We start from the raw sequence: 20,704 nt of genomic DNA, 5'->3' as shown, positions 1-20,704 counted from the left end.
TGTTTTCAAAAAACGCAATTCTATCTGGTAAATTTTACACCAACCCAAGGTTTGGAATACTTCATCAAGAGAATAAAAAATGATTAATTATTTCTCGTTTGCGTTTTATATTTTTGACAGATGAAAAAATTAGTTGCTTATCCATTATCGGTCTTATACTTTATTGCCTTTGGGCTTTTATTAGTCATTTTTCATGCAATTCAATGGTTTTGTTTCAATGTAATTGGCTATCAAGCGCATAAAAAAAGTGTAGATGTTCTCAACTTCTTTATTATGCGTTGTACTAATATCTTGGGTACTCGATATAGTTTTAAATATTCAGAACCCATTCCCACAGGACAGCCTATAATTATTGTTGCCAATCATCAAAGTATGTATGACATTCCTGCCATTATATGGCATATGCGTAAATACCATCCAAAATTTATAAGTAAAAAAGAACTGGGAAAAGGAATTCCAAGTGTTTCCTATAATTTAAGACATGGAGGCTCTGTATTAATCGATAGAAAAGATAGGGCAAAGGCGATTGCAGATCTTAGAGAATTTGCAAAATATATACATAAAACAAAGAGAGCAGCTGTGATTTTTCCAGAAGGAACACGAAGTAGAGATGGAAACCCGAAAAAATTTGCTGTTGCCGGTCTTAAAACACTCTTTGAATTTGTTCCAGACGCTATAGTGGTGCCTGTTAGTATTAACAATTCTTGGAAATTACTTGAATATGGCAAGTTTCCTATGGGTATAGGAGTATTTGTAAAATTTGAAGTACATGCCCCCATTCCAGTAGCTGATAAGACTCCTAAAGAACTACTTGAGCATATTGAAAAAACAATTAAAGATGCTATACATATTTAATGAAACACTCAACTCTTATTGAAAAAACCATTGTTTTTGTAAAGGAGACTTTGGCAGATGCCGAAGGAGGTCATGATTGGTTTCATACGCAACGTGTATTCAATAACGCTTTGTTGATTGCAAATGGTGAAAAAGCAGATTCCTTAATAGTTGGTTTAGGTGCTTTACTACATGATATTGCAGATTCCAAATTTTACGATGGTGACGAGACAATTGGCCCTAAGATAGCTCGAACTTTTCTTGAATCAGTAGAGGCAGAAGAAACCGTAATAACCCATGTTGAAAATATTATTAAACATATTTCTTTTAAGGGTGGCAATGAAAAACAAGAATTTAGTTCTAAAGAACTAGACATAGTTCAAGATGCAGATAGATTAGATGCCATTGGTGCCATTGGAGTAGCAAGAGCTTTCAATTACGGTGGTTTCAAAAATCGTTCACTTTATAACCCAGATATTAAACCTAATCTACATATGAACCGTGAAGAGTATAAAAAATCTACTACACCAACCATTAACCACTTTTACGAAAAATTACTACTCCTTAAAGACCGGATGAATACTAAAACGGGTAAACAAATTGCACAGCAACGCCACCAATTTATGGAAGAGTATCTAAAGCAATTTTATAGAGAATGGAATGGTGAACCCATTTAAACTAAAAATTATGCAGCTAAAAAATAATCATATTCTTTTCTTTTGTACTGGTAATTATTACCGAAGTAGATTCGCCGAACTTTATTTTAATCATCTTGCTAGTGCTCAAGATCTTACTATTAGAGCCTACTCTAAAGGTTTACGACCTTCTCCAAATAATGAAGGTCCTATTTCTCCTCACACAAAAAAGTATTTGGAAACACAAGGATTAGAAATACCAATTCCTAAATGGCCAGAAATCACAAATATAGAAGACTTTGAGGCTCCTGCAAAAGTTATTGCTATGGATAGAGAAGAACACGAACCTATGATGAAAAATTCATTTCCACAATATCAAGAACGCATTGAGTATTGGTCTTTTGCTGATGATTATATTACAGAGCCTAAAATTATTCTTCCTGCATTACAACTAAAAGTAGATGAATTTTTTGAGCAATTTCTTGTCCATTCAAAATAACTTCAACTGTCTATCTTTGTAGCCTTCATGTAAATCACAATTCATTCTAGGAACTGTTTTATCTTTAAAATAAGTATGCTTGGCTAAAGCTATTAAACTATGTATTTGTTCTGCGATCTTACCTTCTCCTTTATTTCTTATTCCATACCTACTATCATTCAAACTTCCCCCATGACATTCGGCAATTTGATGTAGCACTTTCTGTGCCCTATCTGGCATTGCTTTTTCAATCCAATCTGTAAAAACCTTACCAACAGCTCCATTCAATCTAACCACCGTAAAACCAATGGAAACTGCGCCAAGCTCTGCAGCCTTTTTTGCTAGTGAAAGTATCTCATGACTATTGATTCCAGGAATAATAGGAGCTATCATTACATTAACAGGAATCCCATTTTCTGAGAGTATCTCTACTGCATTAAGTCGTTTCTTTATACTAGCCGTTCTTGGCTCTAGAAGTATTCTAGTACTTTCAAGTAGTGAGGTAATACTTATATTTACTCTTAGCAACTTATGGTCTGCCAGCGCTTTTAATACATCCAAATCTCTAAGTAGCCATGCATTTTTGGTGATAATACCCACTGGGTGCCTATATTTTAAAAACACTTCTAAACAAGCTCTGGTAATACGATATTTTTGCTCTGCGGGTTGGTAACAATCCGTGTTTCCTGAAAGTACTATAGGACGAGCTTTCCAACGCTTACTCTGTAATTTTTTTTCTAGTAAGGCAGGTGCATTTTTCTTAATAAGAATGGTTCGTTCAAAATCAAGTCCTGCATTATATCCCCAATATTCATGAGTATTTCTTGCGTAGCAATAAATACAACCGTGCTCACATCCCTGATATGGGTTTAAGGAATACTCCATACCTACATCTGGACTATCTACCTTGTTTACAATGGTTTTTGGAAAAACCTCTAAGTACTGAGTTTTACTTTTGATTGCTTCCTCACCTTCTAACCTGCAATATTCTAAAAAGTCACTTCGCTGTTCGTTGGTAAACGTATCAAAGCGATTGTTCACTTGAATTTGAGCTCCCCGACCTTTAATAAGTTTTGAGTTTGACATTTTTTATTGGATATTTTCCAAAAATACGGAATTTATCCAATAAATAGAATCGTTAAAAGTTAATTCTAAAACTCTATGGGAACCCTAATGGGTTGCTTACGATTGCCTCTTCTTGCTAGAAAAAATACTGATTCATTATTTGGAGCCACTACTCCTTTGCTCACCATTACTGGAAGCCTAATATCCTTTTTATTTGTGACTTGTTTGTAACTTAAGTCCCCATTATTTTTTACCACAATCATATAAACCTCAGGACTCTTAGAATATCCTTTTTTAAATAAAATTCGCTCTCCGGAAATTCGTTGAGGCACAGATCCCGAATTGACAAAAAAACAGGTATTGCCATCTTTAACTACAGAGGTATAGGAAACATAAGCTTCATCTCCCATGGTTCTTTCTGCTTTGTTAATATTTCTTGCCCATTCCATTTTTCCGTTAGCATTTAGTTTGGCACAAACAATATCATTATAATGGTAAATAAAAATTTGCGTTCGCGAATCGTCTGGATTGTTTTTATATTTACTGGAAACATACTCCTCTTCAGCATTAAATATTATAGATCCGTCTTCTTGTATATGCAGATCCCGAAAGCCTAGATTTTTTAATTCTTTATCTGTTTCTGCACCGTATTTATCGGTCATAAATTGTGCTGAAAACGGATTAAATAGTTGATCTTTTATGGATAGCGTATTAGCATCTAAAGCAACAAAGACCAAACCTCTGTATTTACGATCACTAAAATTTGAATAGAATCCTACACATTTAAGGATTTCTTTATCTGCAATGAGTTTTAAAGAACTCGCAAAAAGGTCATTCTTTTCAAAGTATTGCATAATGGGTGGTGACTCTTTGGTAAAACGAAATAGTTGATACCGGTACTTTAAAGAGATAGCTTTGGTTCTTTTCCCCTGCTCATATGCTTTAGACAACAGATAGAAAGAGTTATTTGTCTTATTGTACTCTAGATTCTCAAAAACAAGATGTCTGTCTAACGTTTCTTCCTTCAGTTCATATGCTAATAAGTTGTTTAGATTCGCATCAAAAAAGTAAACTTTATGAAGGTCTCTACTTTTGATTTTACTATCAATAGAAATCATAAATACTGATTTCTTGCTATCAAACAAAAGCTGAGAATAAAACTTATCATTAAATGGCACCTCGTATTTGGTAAGAAAATTTATTCTTTTTTCTCGCTCCCTTTTAAATCTAAATAGCTCTTTTTTCCTAAACTGAAAATTATCTAGTTTGGTAGTATTTGCCCAGTAAATGTAATGTCCGCTTTCTTTATTATATCCTACTTCAATTATTGATATTCCATTTTCGCCTGCAACAACACCCATTATCTCAACATCATCTGCCTTATAATTGTATTTGTTAATGAGCTCTAAAGATTCATTATAATGTTCAATATAATAGCCTTGTAACCTAATGATCATGCCTCCGTAATATGCTCTCACGATTACTACTCCTCCATTCCCATCATTTTCAGTTGCTATAATATTAGAAAATTTATAGCGGTCACTCATACTTTCACCTGCCTTGTAAGAAGTTTCTATAGATTGTGCAGTTATCTGGAATTGAAAAAAGAATACAGTAAAAAAAAAGAATAAGATTCTCATGGTTGAAAAGGTTAAGTGATTAAAAGAAGAAAAGGGCATTCTTCTTTATGATGAAACGTAAAAATCAATTTTAAATTTTAATTCCCTGGGAAGTTGGCTTTTCTCTTTTCTAAAAAAGCAGTGGTTCCTTCCTTGAAGTCGGCTGTTCCAAAACAATCTCCAAAGGCTTTTACCTCTACATCATAGCCATCTATTCCTGCTTTAAAACCAGCATTGACAGCTTCAATTGCATAACTTATAGCCACAGAAGAGTTGTTACCTATTTTTCCCGCAATTTTTTTAGACAAGGGTAGCAGCTCTTCTTGCAGAACCAGATGGTTTATAAGGCCATAAGAAAGTGCTTTTTCTGCATCTATCATTCCTGCTGTCATGATCATTTCCATGGCTCTTCCTTTACCTACCAATTGAGGTAACCGTTGCGTTCCTCCATATCCTGGAATTACACCTAGAGAGACTTCTGGCAGGCCCATTTTAGCATTATCACTAGCGATCCTAAAATGGCAAGCCATTGCTAGTTCCAATCCTCCACCCAAAGCAAAACCATTAATTGCAGCGATTACAGGAGTTTTTAAATTCTCAATAAAATCAAACAACATTTCCTGACCTTTTCTGGCTAGCTTACCGCCTTCTTTAACAGAAAATTCAGAAAATTCAGAAATATCTGCTCCAGCTACAAAAGCCTTTTCACCACTCCCTGTAATAACAATTACTTTTATATCTACATTTTTATCAAGCTCATCAATAGCTTTATGGAGTTCTTCAATGGTATTTTTATTAAGTGCATTGAGTTTGGTGGGTCTGTTAATGGTAATGATAGCTAAATGACCCTCTTTCGCTATCAGAATGTTTTCAAAGTTCATGATTTATATTTTTTCTATGGGGAAAGTAACCGTAAAAACAGTTCCCTTTCCAGTTTGTGATGTAAAGTTAATACTTCCCTGATAGGTTTCCACAATATTTTTAACCATTCCAAGACCTAACCCCATGCCGCTACTTTTAGTGGTAAACTTTGGTTCAAATATTTTATCTCGAAACTCTTCTAGTATTCCCTTACCATTATCTGCAACCATAATCTCAACGGTATCATTCTTTGTAGCAACCGAGACTACAATTTTGGGTTCTTTATTTTCATCTATAGCTTGGGTTGCATTTTTGACCAGATTGGTCACCACTCGTATAAGCTGAGTACGGTCAAGCTTCGCTATAATGCTTTCTTCTTCTGCAATAAAAGAAATGTATTGTTCACTAAAGATATCTAATGCCAATTTAACTACTTTAACCACATCAAGCGTTTCATTTTGCTGTGCCGGCATTTTTGCAAAATTTGAAAAAGCAGAAGCAATATTGCTCATGGTATCTATTTGTTGAATCAAGGTATGTGTATACTCATTTAGTTTCTTAGTTACATCTGGATCTTCTGGATCAAATTTACGTTGGAAACTTTGAACACTTAATCGCATAGGTGTTAAAGGATTTTTTATTTCATGAGCTACTTGTTTTGCCATCTCTCTCCAGGCTTGCTCTCTTTCACTGCGTGCTAATTTCACGGCACTTTCCTCCAGCTCATCAATCATACTATTGTATGCGCCTACCAATGTTTCAATCTCTTGACTTGCCCCTTTTAGAATTATTTTTTCATTGCGGTGGCTAAGTCTGGTCTGATCTATTTTCTGAGAAATGGTTTTTAAGGATCTTGTTATATACTTTGAAATCACATAAGCAAGAAAAATAGCAATTACCAACATGAAGAGATAAACCAATCCAAGACGAATCAGGAATTCTTTAAGTTCCATAGCATTAAAAGAATCGTCTTCAAAATAGGGGAGATTTAAAATCCCAATAGGTTTAAACCTCTTATCTGTTATATACGTATAAGAAGATTGGAAACGGCCTCCAGCAGCTATTTTCTTCTCTACGAACCGCTCGGTTGGAGACATGGAAAGGCCATATAATACATCTCCACTTAAACATCTAGAAATACTGTCTTCTTCAAACTTAGGACGAGAACTTTTAATGAGATTTCCTTCAAGATCATAAATATTGAAATTTACATTTTGCACGTCTGCAATCTGATAAATTTCATCTTTAAAAATAAGATCCAGATATGAAGTTTCTACTGGATAGGTAGTTTTCAAAATCACATAGTCTACACTTGCTTTTACTTGCTCTTCTTTTCGTTCTAAACGATCTCTATGATAATCTTTTGATTGTTCCCGATATTGATAGATGGTTACTCCTGCAATAAGTATAGAAGCAATAACCACCAGAAGGATCATGGTTAAGAAAATGCGGGTTCTAAGTGATAATTTTTTACTCACAAACTATATTTTCATGCAATTACAGCAATAATCAAGCCATTTTACCTGCTTCAAAGATCTCATGCGTCCGGATTTTTAGTCCGAATTTTTTTGTACAACCTTATTCCTAACATCAATAATATGGCTAAACCAAAAATACCTATTACCCCAAAGATCCAATTCACTGAACTCTTTAAGATGGCAAGAAAAACTACCGCAAATAGAATAAGGGTGGCACCTTCATTCCAGATACGCATAAAACCAGAGGTATACTTGACGATATCTCCTTGAAGTTGTTTATAGATTTGATGGCTTTTTAAATGATACACAAGAAGTAGCCCTACAAAAACCAATTTTACCTGCATCCAACTCTGATCTAACCAAGCTGGTTGAATGAGCAATAGCCAAATTGCAAAAAAAGTAGCAAGAATAGCAGAAGGCCAAGTTATGATAAACCATAACCTCTTAGCCATTAATTTTAATTGTTTACCTAATATTTCGCGATCTGGTGATTCTTTTTGTGATGCTTCAATTTGATAAATAAATAATCTGGGCATATAAAATAGTCCTGCAAACCAAGTGATCACAAAAATGAGATGTAAAGATTTAATATAGTTATAATACTCAGACATTCATCTTTATTTTATTTATCCTCAATAAAAAGATATTGTAATTTGGCATTGTTAAATGCTTCATTAAATTGTTTTATTTCATTACTTACCAATTTGTCAAAAGCATTTAATTTTTCCTCAATAGCCTTAGACAACTCATTCTTAACCGCTATATCCTGGTCGGTTGGAGGAAAATCACCTATAGTAACCAAACTATTGATATGTGCTAATTTGTTAGTAAGCCTTATAGGGAAATTCAAAGGATCTTGGTTACTTCTGTTTTTTGTTTGGTAAAGCGCTTCTTCAATTTTAGTAAATTCCTTTTCCAGCTCTTTTGCTTTTTCAACTAACTCTTTAACAGATTCATTCTCTTTATATTGTTTTTGGAATGCCTTTAATTGTTTATTTATTTTTCTAATTTTTTTAATGGATTGATGTGCCCTATCCACTGTTTCATTGACATCCTTCACAAAATCAAACTGGCTTTGCATTCCTGTTACATCTACCTCTGCTCTTGGATCTGGCAGTATGTTAAACTTTTGCGTCTTACTCTTACCATTCACATCTAAGGTTACCTCATATGCTCCAGGCACTGCTTTGGCTCCATTAAGATTTGCCCACCATAAAATCATTCCCAGTAGTTTTTCTGCACCTTTATAGCGAGTATCCCAAACAAAAACATTGGCTCCTTTTTTAATTTTAAGTTGTTCTGATTTCTCCTTTGCCTTATTATTAAATATTTTTATTTCTTTGCCGTTCACATCTTTGTAAACCAGAGAAACGGAATCTTTCTCCATATCAACGTCCTTTAGGTAAAAATAGGTAATCACACCATTTGGATGGTTGGCTCCGGCAGTTTTAGTAGCTTTACCTACCCAGCCTTTCGTTCTATAGGTGTCTTTGGGTTTAAACAATACCATTTCTTTCTTAATTAACTCCTGATTTAATTGTCTTAAAAGAGTTAAATCATCCAATATCCATACACTTCTTCCTTGCGTAGCTACTACCAGATTGTCATCTTTAACTACCAAATCTGTTATGGGAACAATAGGTAGGTTTAATTGAAATTTTTGCCAACTACTTCCATCATTAAAAGAAACATACATACCTGTTTCTGTACCTGCATACAACAAACCCTTTTGTTTGGCATCTTCACGTAATACTCTTGTAAAATGTTCCTTGTCAATTCCTTTATTGATACGTGTCCAAGTCTCACCGTAGTTTGTTGTTTTGTATAAATATGGTTGAAAATCACCTAACTTATATCTTGTAGCCGCTACATAACAAGTGCCTTCATCAAATGCAGAGGGCTCTATGCTGTTTATCATGCTCCATTCCGGCAAACCTTTTGGGGTTACATTAGTCCAATTTTTTCCACCGTCTTTAGTAATATGAATTAATCCATCATCACTGCCTACCCATAATAAACCTTCTTTTAGGGGACTTTCATTTGCAGCAAAAATGGTACAATAATACTCAACTCCCGTATTATCTTGCGTAATTGGTCCTCCAGAAGACTTTAGCTTTTCAGGGTCATTTCTTGTAAGATCGGGGCTTACTAATTCCCAACTTTGTCCTTCATTTGTACTTACATGAACATGATTTGAAAATGTATATAATTTATTGGGATTATGTCTTGAAAAAATAATGGGAAAGTTCCATTGAAAACGATATTTCATACCTTCTGCTCCATATCCCATTGGGTTATCTGGCCAAACATTGATTGCTCTTACGGTTCCTGTTTTATGATTTACCCTAGTTAGAAAACCACCATAACTTCCTCCGTATACAATATCATTATTCTTAGGATCTACCGCTATATGTGCAGATTCTCCTCCAGCGGTTTCTTCCCAGTCATCTTCGTCAATATAACCATCGTCACTTCTATGGTTGATTCTAATAGTTGAGTTATCCTGTTGTGCTACATAAATACGATAGGGGAAATGATTATCTACCGTTACACGATAAAATTGTGCTGTGGGTTGGTTGTGATACGTACTCCAGGTTTCTCCACCATCGTAACTTACCTGAGCACCACCGTCATCCGCAATAATCATTCTTTTAGCATCTTCTGGCGCAATCCATAAATCATGATGGTCACCATGTGGTGCATTGTACATACTAAAATTCTTACCTCCGTCTTTAGACTTATGATATCTTACATTCACCACATACACTACATCTTCATCTTCGGTATCTGCATAAATACGGGTATAATACCATGCACGTTGCCTTAAGCTTCTTTCACTATTGATCAATTTCCAGGTATCGCCGCCATCTTCACTACGATAAACGCCTCCTTTATCCTTATTCTCAATAATTGCCCATACTCTTTCAGAATTCTGTGGAGAAACTGTTACGCCTATAATCCCCAAAGTTCCTGTTGGGAAACCTTCTTTCTTTGAAATTTCTTGCCACGTTTCTCCGCTATCTGTGCTCTTCCAAAGTGCAGATCCTTCTCCACCACTACTGAGACTATAGGGTGTTCTCTGTACCCTCCATGTAGCTGCATACAAAATTCTTGGATTATTAGGATCCAGAATCAAATCTACCGCCCCTGCCTGAGTATTTGTAAATAAGGTTTTTTTCCAAGTTTTACCTCCGTCAATACTTTTGTAAACACCTCTCTCATTACTTGCCTTATAGATATCTCCCAAGACCGCGGCATATACAATATCCGGATTATTTGGATGTACCGCTATTTTGGGTACATGTCTTGATTTTTCCAAGCCGGAAGCTTTCCATGTTTTTCCTGCATCATCACTTTTCCATATACCATATCCAGAAGATACATTACCTCTAACAGTTACTTCACCACCTCCTACGTAGATTACATTAGGGTCACTTTTAGCAACTGTAATAGCCCCTACAGAACCTCCAAAAAAACCATCAGAAATATTTTCCCAGCTGCGTCCACCATTTTCAGTTTTCCAGACTCCTCCTCCCGTTGCTCCAAAATAAAAAAGATTAGGCTTACCCGGCACACCCGTAACCGCTGCAGAGCGACCTCCACGAAAAGGTCCCACCAACCGATACTGCAACGCATCGTACACTTTCTCTGGATAGAGCGGTTCAGAAACCGATTTTTTATTTCGTTGTGAAATAACATCCGTTTGAAAAAAGAGTAAAAACAAAACGGCCAGAAAGGCACTGTTGAAGGAAAAACGCATGATAAAATTTTGTTGAGTTAGCTATGTCTAAAAATAGGAATAAAAAATATAACCGCCTTAAAAATTAAGTCCTTTTAGGAAGCTGGAGGCGCATCTTTTTTCAGGGTTCTCTTTACTTCTCTATGTAAATATAGGGCAGTAATAATAGTTGACATAAGATCTGAAATTGGAAAAGAAATCCAGACTCCTATTTCACCAAAAAAATAAGGGAGCATAAAAATAAGTGGAATAAAAAATAGTGCTTGACGAGTAAGGGTAAGCAATAAGGCGGGAATCGCTTTACCTATTGCCTGAAAGTAAGCCGCGCCAATTAATTGTACCGCTACTATTGGGGTGGCAGCAAAAACCCATCGCATGGCTCCTGGAGCACTACTGACCACTTCTGGATTATCTGTAAAAATTTTGGTGATCCCTTCTGGGAAAATCATTATAAATATGAAAATAAAAAGGCCCAACCCTATAGAATACTTCATTGCAGTTCTGATTGTTTCTTCTACTCTCACATATTTTCCTGCACCATAATTAAATCCTGCAATAGGCAAAAAACCTTGTGTAACCCCTAATACTGGAAATAAGGCAAACATAAGCATTCGGCTTATAATAGCATAAACGGTAACTGATGATTCGCCTCCCAAATCGTACAGAATATTATTCATAAATAAATAAGTGACACTCACTACTGCCTGTCTTGACAAGGTTACAAAACCTAAAGAGCTAATTTCTTTTACGATAGATAAGTCTAATCCAAAATGCTTCCATCCAATTTTTAATTCGGAATTTTTGGATAGAAAAAACCACGCTACATATGAAAAACATAAAAAGTAAGATATGGAGGTTGCCCAGGCTGCACCATGCATCCCATAGTCTAGAAGGTTTATAAAAACGTAATCCATCACCAGGTTACTAATGGAAGGAATAATCATAGCGATCATAGCAAATTTTGCTTTTCCTTCTGCGCGAATTACGTTGTTACCCATCATACATAAAGCCAGGAATGGAACTCCACAAACAACAATAATGTAATAGATTTTAGCAAATTCAAAAATAGCCCCTTTACCTCCAAATGCGGGAATTAATGTATCTACAAAAAATAGCCCTAAAGCCACAAGGCCTATAGTAAGTAGTAATGTAAGTGTAATTTGATTACCAAATGAACGAAGGGCTTTATTGTGATTGTCTGCACCTAATGCCCTAGAAATAATAGAAGAGCCGCCAATACCAATTGCCATACCCAATGCACCAATAAAAAAAGAAACCGGAAGCACCACATTGATTGCTGCAATGGCTGTAGAGCCTATCCATTGTCCTACAAAAATGGTATCTACCAATATATTTAAAGACATAACAAGAATTCCAATAGAAGCTGGAACTGCTTGTTTTATCAATAACTTTCCAATTGAATCGGTACCTAATTCAGCTGAAGAAACACTCGCCATTTAACCATTTTTAATACTGGCGAAGATACAGTTTAAAAGACAAAATAATTGAACTACTCTAAAAAGAGATATTTTTAGACAGTTAAAAACAAAGCCCATTAAAATTGGGGAATCACTGGAATTTTTAGTTTTTAATTAATCTGACTTTAGGCATTTAGAAACACCTCATCTGAGTAATAAAATGACCTCTTTCCAAAGAAATTAACAGCACTAGTGTTCCCTCTAAACTAAAATATGGTTTTGAATTAATTCATTGCCCATTCATCTATCCATCTTCCCATAACCTTTATCCAGGCAGGATCGTCGTTAAGACAAGGAACTACATGAAAATGTGACCCTCCTCTCTCTTCAAATTCTTCTCTCGCTTCCATTGCAATCTCTTCTAAGGTTTCCAGACAATCAGAAACAAATGCAGGAGTTACAATTGCCATATTCTTAATCCCTTTCTCTGCAAAAGCATTTACTGTTTTATCCGTATACGGCTGTAGCCATGGATCAAAACCTAGGCGAGACTGGAAAGAAGTTGAATAAGAACCTTCTTTTAATTCTAAATATGCTGCTACTTGCCTTGTAGTTTCATAGCATTGATGGCGGTAGCAAAACTGATGTGCAGGTGAAGCAGTTTTGCAACATAGGCCATCTATTTTACAATGTGATTTTGTAATGTCTGTTTTCCGAATATGACGCTCAGGAATTCCGTGATAAGAAAATAAGATATATTCCCATTCTTTATCTTTTAAATATTCCTGAATAGAATTGGCAAGCACCCTTACATAATCTGGATGACTATAAAAGGCAGGTACCGAAGTAAATTGCATTTCTGGAAATTGTTTTTTGCGTATTTCTTCTGCCAATACCAAAATAGTTTCAGTAGTTGCCATCGCAAATTGCGGATACAATGGAATCAATAACACCTCATTAACACCTTGTTCGTGAAGCTCCTTTAAGCCACTTTCTATAGAAGGTTTTCCATAACGCATACCTAGTGATATGGGCACAGATGTAATTTCCTTCACTTTATTTTGTAAACGCTCAGAGAGAACAATCAGCGGAGAACCTTCTTCCCACCAGATTTTTTTATACGCTTTAGCCGATTTTTTTGGACGCGTATTTAGAATAATTCCTTTTACTAAAAAAGTACGAAGCCACCCTGGAAGGTCAATAACACGTTCATCCATTAAAAATTCTCCCAGATATTTTTTAACGTCTTTTGGTTCCGGACTATCTGGGGAACCCAAGTTTACTAATAACACTCCTTTTTTAATTCCCATTTTCACTATTTATAATCGCAAAAAAGGACTTGAGCAAATATTTTTAAATAAATACTCTTATGCTGTCCGTTTCACTTCAATTTTTTTTTCAAAAATACTACTTAATTATACGTTTACATAATTTTGAGAAAAGTCAAAACATATCAAAAAATTCTAATTTTGAGAAGTGTTTTTAATAACGGAGCTACTATAGAAAAATACTAACTCCCAAGAGCCATTAAATATTTTTTTGGAGTGGTTCCAAACTTCTTTTTAAAAGCAGCTATAAAATGACTTGAAGTGCTGTAACCAACTTTTAGCCCAACTTCATTGACATTATACTCACCACTCTCCATCATTTTACGAGCATATTCCATTTTGTAATCAAAAAGAAAACTGTAGACAGAATCACCATACAACTCTTTAAAACCAACTTTAAGCTTTTTTAAATTAAGACCTACTTGATTCGCCAGTTCTTGTAAACCGGGAGGTTCTGCCATATGTGAAATGATAATATCTTTTGCTTTTCTAATTTTTAAAACATTTTCTTCATCTACTAAAAATGGGCATTGTTCAATATCTGCATCTTCAGGTTTGTTAAAATACAAACCCAGTAGCTCATATACTTTTCCTTTTGTGTATAAATTTTCTACCGATGTGTGTAAATTAAAATTAATAATCTGATGTAACACAACACTCATAGACGGTGTAATAACACCGTCTTGGTAATACTTTTTATCCTTATTATCTGTACTTAAAAAATCTACATACCCCGCCTCATTAGAAAATAAAGAATGAAATTTTTGAATGGAAATCAGTACCGAAATTAACCATGATTTAGGGGCAATATCCATATCTATAGGTAAATCACGTTGCGGATTATACAACAGCAACGACTTATCTTCATGAACATCTAATTGATATCTTCCCTGATTAAAATTAAAGGTAGAAACACCTTTTAAACTAAAGTGAAACTGAATGAATGAGCTATCTATTTCACGTGTCATTCGTTGATGAATATCGGTTTCGTTTTGCATTGTCAAAACAATAAATCCTTTTTCAACCTCCAATTCCTTAACAGACCTTTGAGCGTTATTTTCTTCCTTATTGCTTTCCATAAAAATTCTTTTTATTATTTAGAATTGTTCTAAACAAAAAAGTGTAGAACTCCTATTAACCCTACAAATGTAGTATATTTACCTTATTTTAAGCCTTGTGTTCTTTAAAATCACTTCCAGCGTTGTAAAAAGTCCTTTGAGCGTTATTTTTTAGCGCAGCACCCTTCTATTTTTGCTTCAAATTTCAGTTGAATCTTTGTATGAAAGGGTACCACCTCTCTAAACATGCTACGTTTTATGCGATAGGCCTTAGTTATCAAAAGGCAGACGCAACCATTCGTGGACGTTTTAGTCTAAACCAAGAACAAAAGCACCATATTTTGGTTCAAGCCAAAAGAGAAGGTATTGATTCACTTATTTTGATATCTACTTGTAACCGTACTGAAATGTATGGCTTTGCAGCACATCCCTTTCAACTTATAAGACTCCTTTGTGAACATTCTCACGGCACCGTAGAAGAATTTGAAAAAGTGGCTTACGTACATAAAAATAGAGCAGCGATTAAGCATCTTTACAGAGTAGGCACTGGGCTTGACAGTCAGATTCTAGGAGATTTTGAGATTATTAGCCAGATAAAGCAAGGTTTTGCCAAATCAAAAGAATTACAATTAGCCAATCCTTTCTTAGAACGTTTATGCAATTCCGTAATTCAAGCAAGTAAAAGAATTAAGAATGAAACCAAACTTTCTTCTGGTGCAACTTCGGTCGCTTTCGCATCTGTACAATATATTCTGGCCAGAGTTCCCTATATCTCTGAAAAAAACATTCTGCTTTTTGGCACTGGAAAGATTGGGAGAAATACTTGCGAAAACCTTGTAAAGCACACCCGTAATGACCATATAACGCTAATAAACCGCACCAAGAAAAAAGCAGAAAAAATTGCTGGAAAATTTAATCTCTTGGTTAAAGAATACAGCGAACTTTCAGCGGAGATAGAAAATACGGATGTTTTAGTAGTGGCTACTGGGGCACAACATCCTACGATATCAAAAAAACTTATTCATTCTACTAAACCATTGCTCATTCTCGATTTATCTATACCCAAAAATGTAGATGAAAATGTAAAAGAGCTTCCTAATGTTACTTTAGTGCATCTGGACCAATTATCGCAAATAACTGATAATACGCTTGAGAAGAGAAAACAATTTATACCGCAGGCAGAAGAAATTATACAGGAAGTTAAAAATGAATTTATAACTTGGTTAGAAACCCGAAAGTTTGCTCCAACCATTCAGGCCCTAAAGAAAAAACTAAAATCGATGAAAGATGCTGAAATCGATTTCCAACGAAAAAAAATTAATGATTTCGATGAGTCTCAAGCAGAAATAATTTCAAACCGAATCATTCAAAAAATAACCACCCATTTTGCGAATCATTTAAAGGAACACGTAGACAATTCTGATGATAGCATTGATCTTATTCAAAAGATATTCAAACTGGAGGATCTCAAAAAATGAACAAAACCATTCGCATAGGCACCAGAGATAGTGAATTAGCGCTTTGGCAGGCAAATACCGTTAAAGATAAATTAGAAGCCCTAGGTTACAATACCCAATTAACCGCTGTTAAATCTACGGGAGATCTGGTACTTGACAAGCCACTTTATGAATTAGGCATTACTGGTATCTTCACTAAAACTCTTGATGTTGCCATGATTAAAGGGGATATAGATATTGCTGTGCACAGCATGAAAGATGTACCAACGCAGCTCCCAAAAGGTATTGTTCAGGCAGCCGTTTTGAAAAGAGCCGCAACAGAAGATATCCTTGTCTATAACGAAAATTTATCTTTTCTTGAATCAAATGGTCTCATAGCTACTGGGAGTTTGAGAAGAAAAGCACAATGGCTTCATAAATATCCTAATCATCAGATCACAGATCTTAGAGGAAATGTAAATACCCGACTTAAAAAACTGGAAGATAACAACTGGAACGGAGCCATTTTTGCTAAAGCTGGTTTAGAAAGAATTCACCTTACTCCCAAAAATCATTTGGTATTAGATTGGATGGTTCCAGCACCAGCCCAAGGAGCCATGTTAGTGGTGGTAAAAGAACAAGATTCTTATTGTAAAGAGGCGCTGGCAAAACTAAATCATTTACCAACGGAAATCGCTGTACGTATTGAACGTAATTTTCTTAGAACACTTGAAGGAGGATGTACTGCCCCCATTGGAGCTTTAGCAACAATTGTAAAGAACGATTTGCACTTTAAAGGTGCCGTATTCTCTCTAGATGGAAAGGAGAAGATTGAATGTAATGAAACTATTCCGTTAAATGAAGCAAAAGGCCATGGTGAATATTGGGCGAAAAAGATTCTGAATCAAGGTGGAGCCAATATTATGGAACAAATTAAGCAGCAACTCAAATGAGTTTTCGAGTACTTTCTACAAAAATACTTAGCGCTGCACAGCAACAACTATTATTGAACGCCGATGTCTCTTTTGTACACACCAACTTTATTCAAATTAAAGCAATACCATTTAATTCGCCACTAATTATTCAAAATGCAATTTTTACAAGTATGAATGCTTTAAAAATTGTACTTGATCATAAAATAGAAATACAAAATTGTTTTTGCGTGGGAACCAAAACAAAAGCTTTTGCAGAATCCCAAAACCTACAAGTAATTGCATTTGCAAATGATGCAGAAAATCTTTCAAGCATTCTTGTAAAAGAATACGCAGAAAAATCATTTACCTTTTTTTGTGGTGCAAAAAGAAGAGACATCTTACCAAACACGCTTAAAGCCAAAAATATAGCTTTAAAAGAAATTATTACTTATAATACTTTTTTAACACCCAAAAAAATGGATAGTAGGTATAACGGAGTTCTTTTCTTTAGCCCCAGTGCTGTAGAAAGTTATGTGCAACTCAACGCTCTTTCCAACACCATTGCTTTTTGTATTGGTCATACAACGGCAACATTGGCTCAAAAACATACTAACAAAATTATAACCGCAAATATTCCCTCCATAGAAAATGTTCTGGTACAAGTAATTAAACATTCAAAAATGATAAATTAATTAAGAATTAAAATATAATTTCGCTTTTAGTGAAGTTTTTACACCTACAATATAGTATTCATGATAAAAAACGATCTTTTTCTTAGAGCTTTAAATGGAGAAACTGTAGAACGTCCGCCAGTATGGATGATGCGTCAAGCAGGAAGGTATCTGCCAGAATTCATGGCTCTTAAAAATAAATACGATTTTTTTACCCGTTGTCGTACTCCAGAATTAGCTTCTGAAATAACGGTTCAACCTATTCGCATTATAAAACCAGATGCCGCCATCTTATTCTCAGATATTTTGGTAATTCCGCAAGCAATGAACATTCATGTGGAAATGAAACCTGGAGTAGGTCCTTGGCTACCAAATCCAGTGCGCTCTGCTAAAGATGTAGAACAAGTGATCATTCCTGATATTGATGAAGAATTAGGGTACGTAATGGAGGCAATTAAACATACTAAAGAACTTCTTAATGATGAAGTACCTCTTATAGGGTTTGCAGGTTCTCCCTGGACCATACTTTGTTATGCAGTAGAAGGTCAAGGTTCCAAAACTTTTGACACTGCTAAAGGATTTTGTTTTTCACAACCTGAAGCAGCGCATGCGCTGCTTCAAAAAATTACAGATACTACCATTTTATATTTAAAAGAAAAGGTGAAAGCAGGGGTGAATGCCGTGCAATTATTTGATAGTTGGGGGGGCATGTTATCTCCTGTTGATTATCAGGAGTTTTCATGGTTCTATATGAATCAGATTGTAGAAGCCTTAGCTCCATTAACTAAAGTTATTGTTTTTGGAAAAGGATGCTGGTTTGCCTTAAATGATATGGCTAAAAGTAATGCTTCTGCTATTGGGGTTGATTGGACTTGTTCTCCTAGAAATGCACGTTATCTCAGTGGAGGTAAAATAACATTACAAGGAAATTTTGACCCATCAAGACTTCTATCTCCAATTCCGAAAATTAAGAAAATGGTTCATGAAATGATTACCGCTTTTGGTAAAGATCAATATATCGCCAATTTAGGACATGGTATTTTACCCAACATTCCCGTTGATCATGCCAAAGCATTTGTAGATGCCGTAAAAGAATATAAACAGTAATGTATGCTCTTTGACCAATATACTTTTATTCATCCAGAAAAGGTAGACTATGAAACGTTTTACAGTTTAATAAACCAAAATATAAGGCATCTTAAAATTGGATTTCCATATACCATTCGCGCCTGTTCAACTCTCGAGAAAACAAAAGAATTTCTTGAGAAGAACATAAAAACGCAACAGCAAAAAAAAGGATACTATTTTTTTATTTTTGATACAGAGACCTCTTCCCTAGTAGGGCTTATTAACATTAAAAGTATTAATAGAAAAATTCCTATGTGTGAGTTAGGGTATTTTATTGATGAAAAATTACAAGGAAAAGGTATCATATCAAAAGGAGTAGCTATCATTGTAAAGTTTTGTTTTGAACAAATGAAAATGAATAAAATTTTTATTTGTACAGATCCATCCAATATTGGGAGTCAGCGGGTAGCATTAAAAAACGGTTTCTTGCAAGAAGGTATTCTGAGAAACGAATTTAAAGATCCAGATGGGCAGGTACACGATGTAGTCTATTTTGGGCTTCTTAAAGATGATTATAAACCATGAGAACCGAATTCTACAAGTATATCCAGCAGTTACAAGATAAAATAACTACTGCTTTGGAAGAAGTTGATGGCAAAGCCACTTTTAAAGAAGACCTCTGGGAGCGCGAAGAAGGTGGCGGAGGCCGTACCCGTGTAATTGAAAATGGAGCTGTCTTTGAAAAAGGGGGCGTTAATATCTCCGCAGTACATGGAGCATTACCTCCCGCAATGCAACATTATTTTAAAGTTGGAGAGGTTGACTTTTTTGCCTGTGGTCTTAGTCTGGTTTTGCATCCTACAAACCCTTTTGTTCCAACTGTTCATGCCAACTGGAGATATTTTGAAATGTATAATAAATCTGGTGAAATAGTAGATAGTTGGTTTGGAGGCGGACAAGATTTAACTCCGTATTATCTGTTTGATGAAGATGCTTCTCATTTTCATGAAATCTGTAAAACTGTTTGCGACCAACACGACCCTGACTTTTATAAGAACTTTAAAGAAAAATGTGACACCTATTTCTGGAATACGCATCGAAATGAAGCAAGAGGTGTTGGCGGACTCTTCTTTGATTATTGCAAGGCGGAAAATGGAAAAACTATGCAGCAGTGGTATGATTTTGTTACAGATGTTGGCAATAGCTTTCTAAAAGCATACGTGCCCATAGTTCAAAAAAGAAAAAATAATTTATATAGTCAGAAAAACAGAGACTGGCAGGAAGTTCGCAGAGGAAGGTATGTTGAATTTAATTTGGTGCACGACAAAGGAACTTTATTTGGCCTACGTACAAATGGTAGAATTGAAAGTATTTTAATGAGTTTGCCCCCTCATGTTCAATGGCGTTATGATCATCACCCAAAAGAAGGAACTGAAGAGGAAAGGCTTTTAAAGGTTTTGAGCAACCCTAAAGAATGGGTTAGATAAAAGGATAAACCTCTTTGCAAAGGATCAAATAAGGTTTATTAATATTTAGTTCGTACAATATACATTGTTTCTTCTACTGATAGTTTAAGCATCCTAACAAAAATCGCTCACCTTTTTATTCGTATAAGATTTTGCAACCCAATAATACCCTTTAACTGTATTGAATTTAATATCAATTATCAACATGAGGCGTGCACGCTCTCCGGGCAAGCAAAATAACAATGCATATTGTCTATGCTAGAAGTACAGGCTCCACTTCTTCTCCCTTTAATTTCCTGAATATTTAAAAAAACAGCTATGGAATTCTTCTTTAGTTCTAAATTTTTTATTTTTCTTTTTTATTAATTTTTTTACGCATTGTAACATTCACAGTTAACGCTCACATTGTTTTAAACATCCATTACCGGTTGTACACTCTCCTGATGGACCACAAGGTGCCAGATACGTACATCCGCTAGTAACCCATCCTCCTTTAACCTGTTCCACATTTAAATTAGAAATTATACTTTTTCTAATCTTTAGAAACTTGATTTTACTTTTTTTCATCTTATTTGTTTTCTAAAGTTATATTATAAAAGTAGTAAATTTCTTATTTTTTCTTACGCAAAAAATGTT

19 protein-coding genes are annotated in these 20,704 nt (G+C 35.0%); 9 read left to right on the top strand and 10 right to left on the bottom strand.

The genetic code is table 11. The features are described 5' to 3' along the window. The first annotated feature begins 120 nt into the window (after positions 1-120). Genes WBG07_RS11215 through WBG07_RS11205 form a run of 3 tightly spaced genes read left to right on the top strand, consistent with a single transcriptional unit; the run spans position 121 to position 1,968 of the window. The gene (locus WBG07_RS11215) at positions 121-855 is read left to right on the top strand and encodes a lysophospholipid acyltransferase family protein (protein WP_340201356.1); all 735 of its coding nucleotides are present in this window, start codon (positions 121-123) and stop codon (positions 853-855) included. Beyond that, complete coding sequence (locus tag WBG07_RS11210; protein WP_340201355.1) at positions 855-1,511, top strand: HD domain-containing protein; 657 nt, start codon at positions 855-857, stop codon at positions 1,509-1,511. The genes WBG07_RS11215 and WBG07_RS11210 overlap by 1 nt, the downstream gene beginning before the upstream one ends. Before the next feature lie 10 nt (positions 1,512-1,521). Beyond that, positions 1,522-1,968, top strand: a complete 447-nt coding sequence (locus WBG07_RS11205; protein WP_340201354.1) for an arsenate-mycothiol transferase ArsC — start codon at positions 1,522-1,524, stop codon at positions 1,966-1,968. On the opposite strand, the gene WBG07_RS11200 is transcribed toward WBG07_RS11205, so the two are convergent. The 9 genes from WBG07_RS11200 to WBG07_RS11160 all read right to left on the bottom strand — a co-directional run bounded on the left by WBG07_RS11200 (position 1,960) and on the right by WBG07_RS11160 (position 14,534). Beyond that, positions 1,960-3,033, bottom strand: coding sequence for a PA0069 family radical SAM protein (locus tag WBG07_RS11200; RefSeq protein WP_340201353.1), 1,074 nt, complete (start codon positions 3,031-3,033; stop codon positions 1,960-1,962). The genes WBG07_RS11205 and WBG07_RS11200 overlap by 9 nt on opposite strands. Before the next feature lie 65 nt (positions 3,034-3,098). Continuing rightward, positions 3,099-4,652 (bottom strand): hypothetical protein, encoded by a 1,554-nt coding sequence (locus tag WBG07_RS11195; RefSeq protein WP_340201351.1) that lies wholly within the window; start codon positions 4,650-4,652, stop codon positions 3,099-3,101. 77 nt (positions 4,653-4,729) lie between these two features. Continuing rightward, positions 4,730-5,512, bottom strand: a complete 783-nt coding sequence (locus WBG07_RS11190; RefSeq protein WP_340201350.1) for an enoyl-CoA hydratase/isomerase family protein — start codon at positions 5,510-5,512, stop codon at positions 4,730-4,732. 3 nt (positions 5,513-5,515) lie between these two features. After that, entirely contained in the window at positions 5,516-6,928 is a 1,413-nt protein-coding gene (locus WBG07_RS11185; RefSeq protein ID WP_340201677.1) for a sensor histidine kinase, read from the bottom strand. A gap of 101 nt (positions 6,929-7,029) precedes the next feature. Then, a complete protein-coding gene (locus WBG07_RS11180; protein ID WP_340201349.1) occupies positions 7,030-7,581 on the bottom strand; it encodes a CopD family protein in 552 nt (183 codons plus the stop codon). An 11-nt stretch (positions 7,582-7,592) separates the two neighbouring features. Beyond that, entirely contained in the window at positions 7,593-10,730 is a 3,138-nt protein-coding gene (locus WBG07_RS11175; RefSeq protein ID WP_340201348.1) for a VPS10 domain-containing protein, read from the bottom strand. A gap of 74 nt (positions 10,731-10,804) precedes the next feature. Next, positions 10,805-12,166 carry an MATE family efflux transporter gene (locus tag WBG07_RS11170; RefSeq protein ID WP_340201347.1) on the bottom strand — a complete coding sequence of 454 codons (1,362 nt, stop codon included), beginning with the start codon at positions 12,164-12,166 and terminating at the stop codon, positions 10,805-10,807. Between the two features lie 245 nt (positions 12,167-12,411). Continuing rightward, positions 12,412-13,437 (bottom strand): ferrochelatase, encoded by a 1,026-nt coding sequence (gene hemH, locus WBG07_RS11165; RefSeq protein WP_413788823.1) that lies wholly within the window; start codon positions 13,435-13,437, stop codon positions 12,412-12,414. Between the two features lie 200 nt (positions 13,438-13,637). Then, complete coding sequence (locus tag WBG07_RS11160) at positions 13,638-14,534, bottom strand: AraC family transcriptional regulator (protein ID WP_340201345.1); 897 nt, start codon at positions 14,532-14,534, stop codon at positions 13,638-13,640. A 200-nt stretch (positions 14,535-14,734) separates the two neighbouring features. Here WBG07_RS11160 and hemA point away from each other — a divergent pair, with 200 nt between their 5' ends. From hemA to hemF, 6 genes are read left to right on the top strand one after another with little or no spacing between them, the layout of a single operon-like run. Continuing rightward, a complete protein-coding gene (hemA, locus tag WBG07_RS11155; RefSeq protein WP_340201343.1) occupies positions 14,735-15,991 on the top strand; it encodes a glutamyl-tRNA reductase in 1,257 nt (418 codons plus the stop codon). Then, positions 15,988-16,902, top strand: coding sequence for a hydroxymethylbilane synthase (hemC, locus tag WBG07_RS11150; RefSeq protein ID WP_340201340.1), 915 nt, complete (start codon positions 15,988-15,990; stop codon positions 16,900-16,902). Before hemA ends, hemC begins: the two co-directional genes overlap by 4 nt. Then, entirely contained in the window at positions 16,899-17,555 is a 657-nt protein-coding gene (locus tag WBG07_RS11145; protein WP_340201338.1) for a uroporphyrinogen-III synthase, read from the top strand. The genes hemC and WBG07_RS11145 overlap by 4 nt, the downstream gene beginning before the upstream one ends. Positions 17,556-17,615: 60 nt before the next feature. Then, entirely contained in the window at positions 17,616-18,641 is a 1,026-nt protein-coding gene (gene hemE, locus WBG07_RS11140) for a uroporphyrinogen decarboxylase (RefSeq protein ID WP_340201336.1), read from the top strand. A 3-nt stretch (positions 18,642-18,644) separates the two neighbouring features. Further along, complete coding sequence (locus WBG07_RS11135) at positions 18,645-19,187, top strand: GNAT family N-acetyltransferase (protein ID WP_340201334.1); 543 nt, start codon at positions 18,645-18,647, stop codon at positions 19,185-19,187. Then, a complete protein-coding gene (gene hemF, locus WBG07_RS11130; protein ID WP_340201332.1) occupies positions 19,184-20,089 on the top strand; it encodes an oxygen-dependent coproporphyrinogen oxidase in 906 nt (301 codons plus the stop codon). The genes WBG07_RS11135 and hemF overlap by 4 nt, the downstream gene beginning before the upstream one ends. A 372-nt stretch (positions 20,090-20,461) precedes the next feature. On the opposite strand, the gene WBG07_RS11125 is transcribed toward hemF, so the two are convergent. After that, on the bottom strand, positions 20,462-20,635 hold the full coding sequence (locus WBG07_RS11125) for a hypothetical protein (protein WP_340201330.1): 174 nt from the start codon (positions 20,633-20,635) through the stop codon (positions 20,462-20,464). Positions 20,636-20,704 lie beyond the last annotated feature (69 nt).

The organism is Ascidiimonas meishanensis, assembly GCF_037782385.1.
Classification (GTDB): Bacteria; Bacteroidota; Bacteroidia; order Flavobacteriales; family Flavobacteriaceae; genus Ascidiimonas; species Ascidiimonas meishanensis.
Note: the sequence above shows the minus strand (reverse complement) of the source record. Positions and strands in the feature narration are given on the sequence as shown.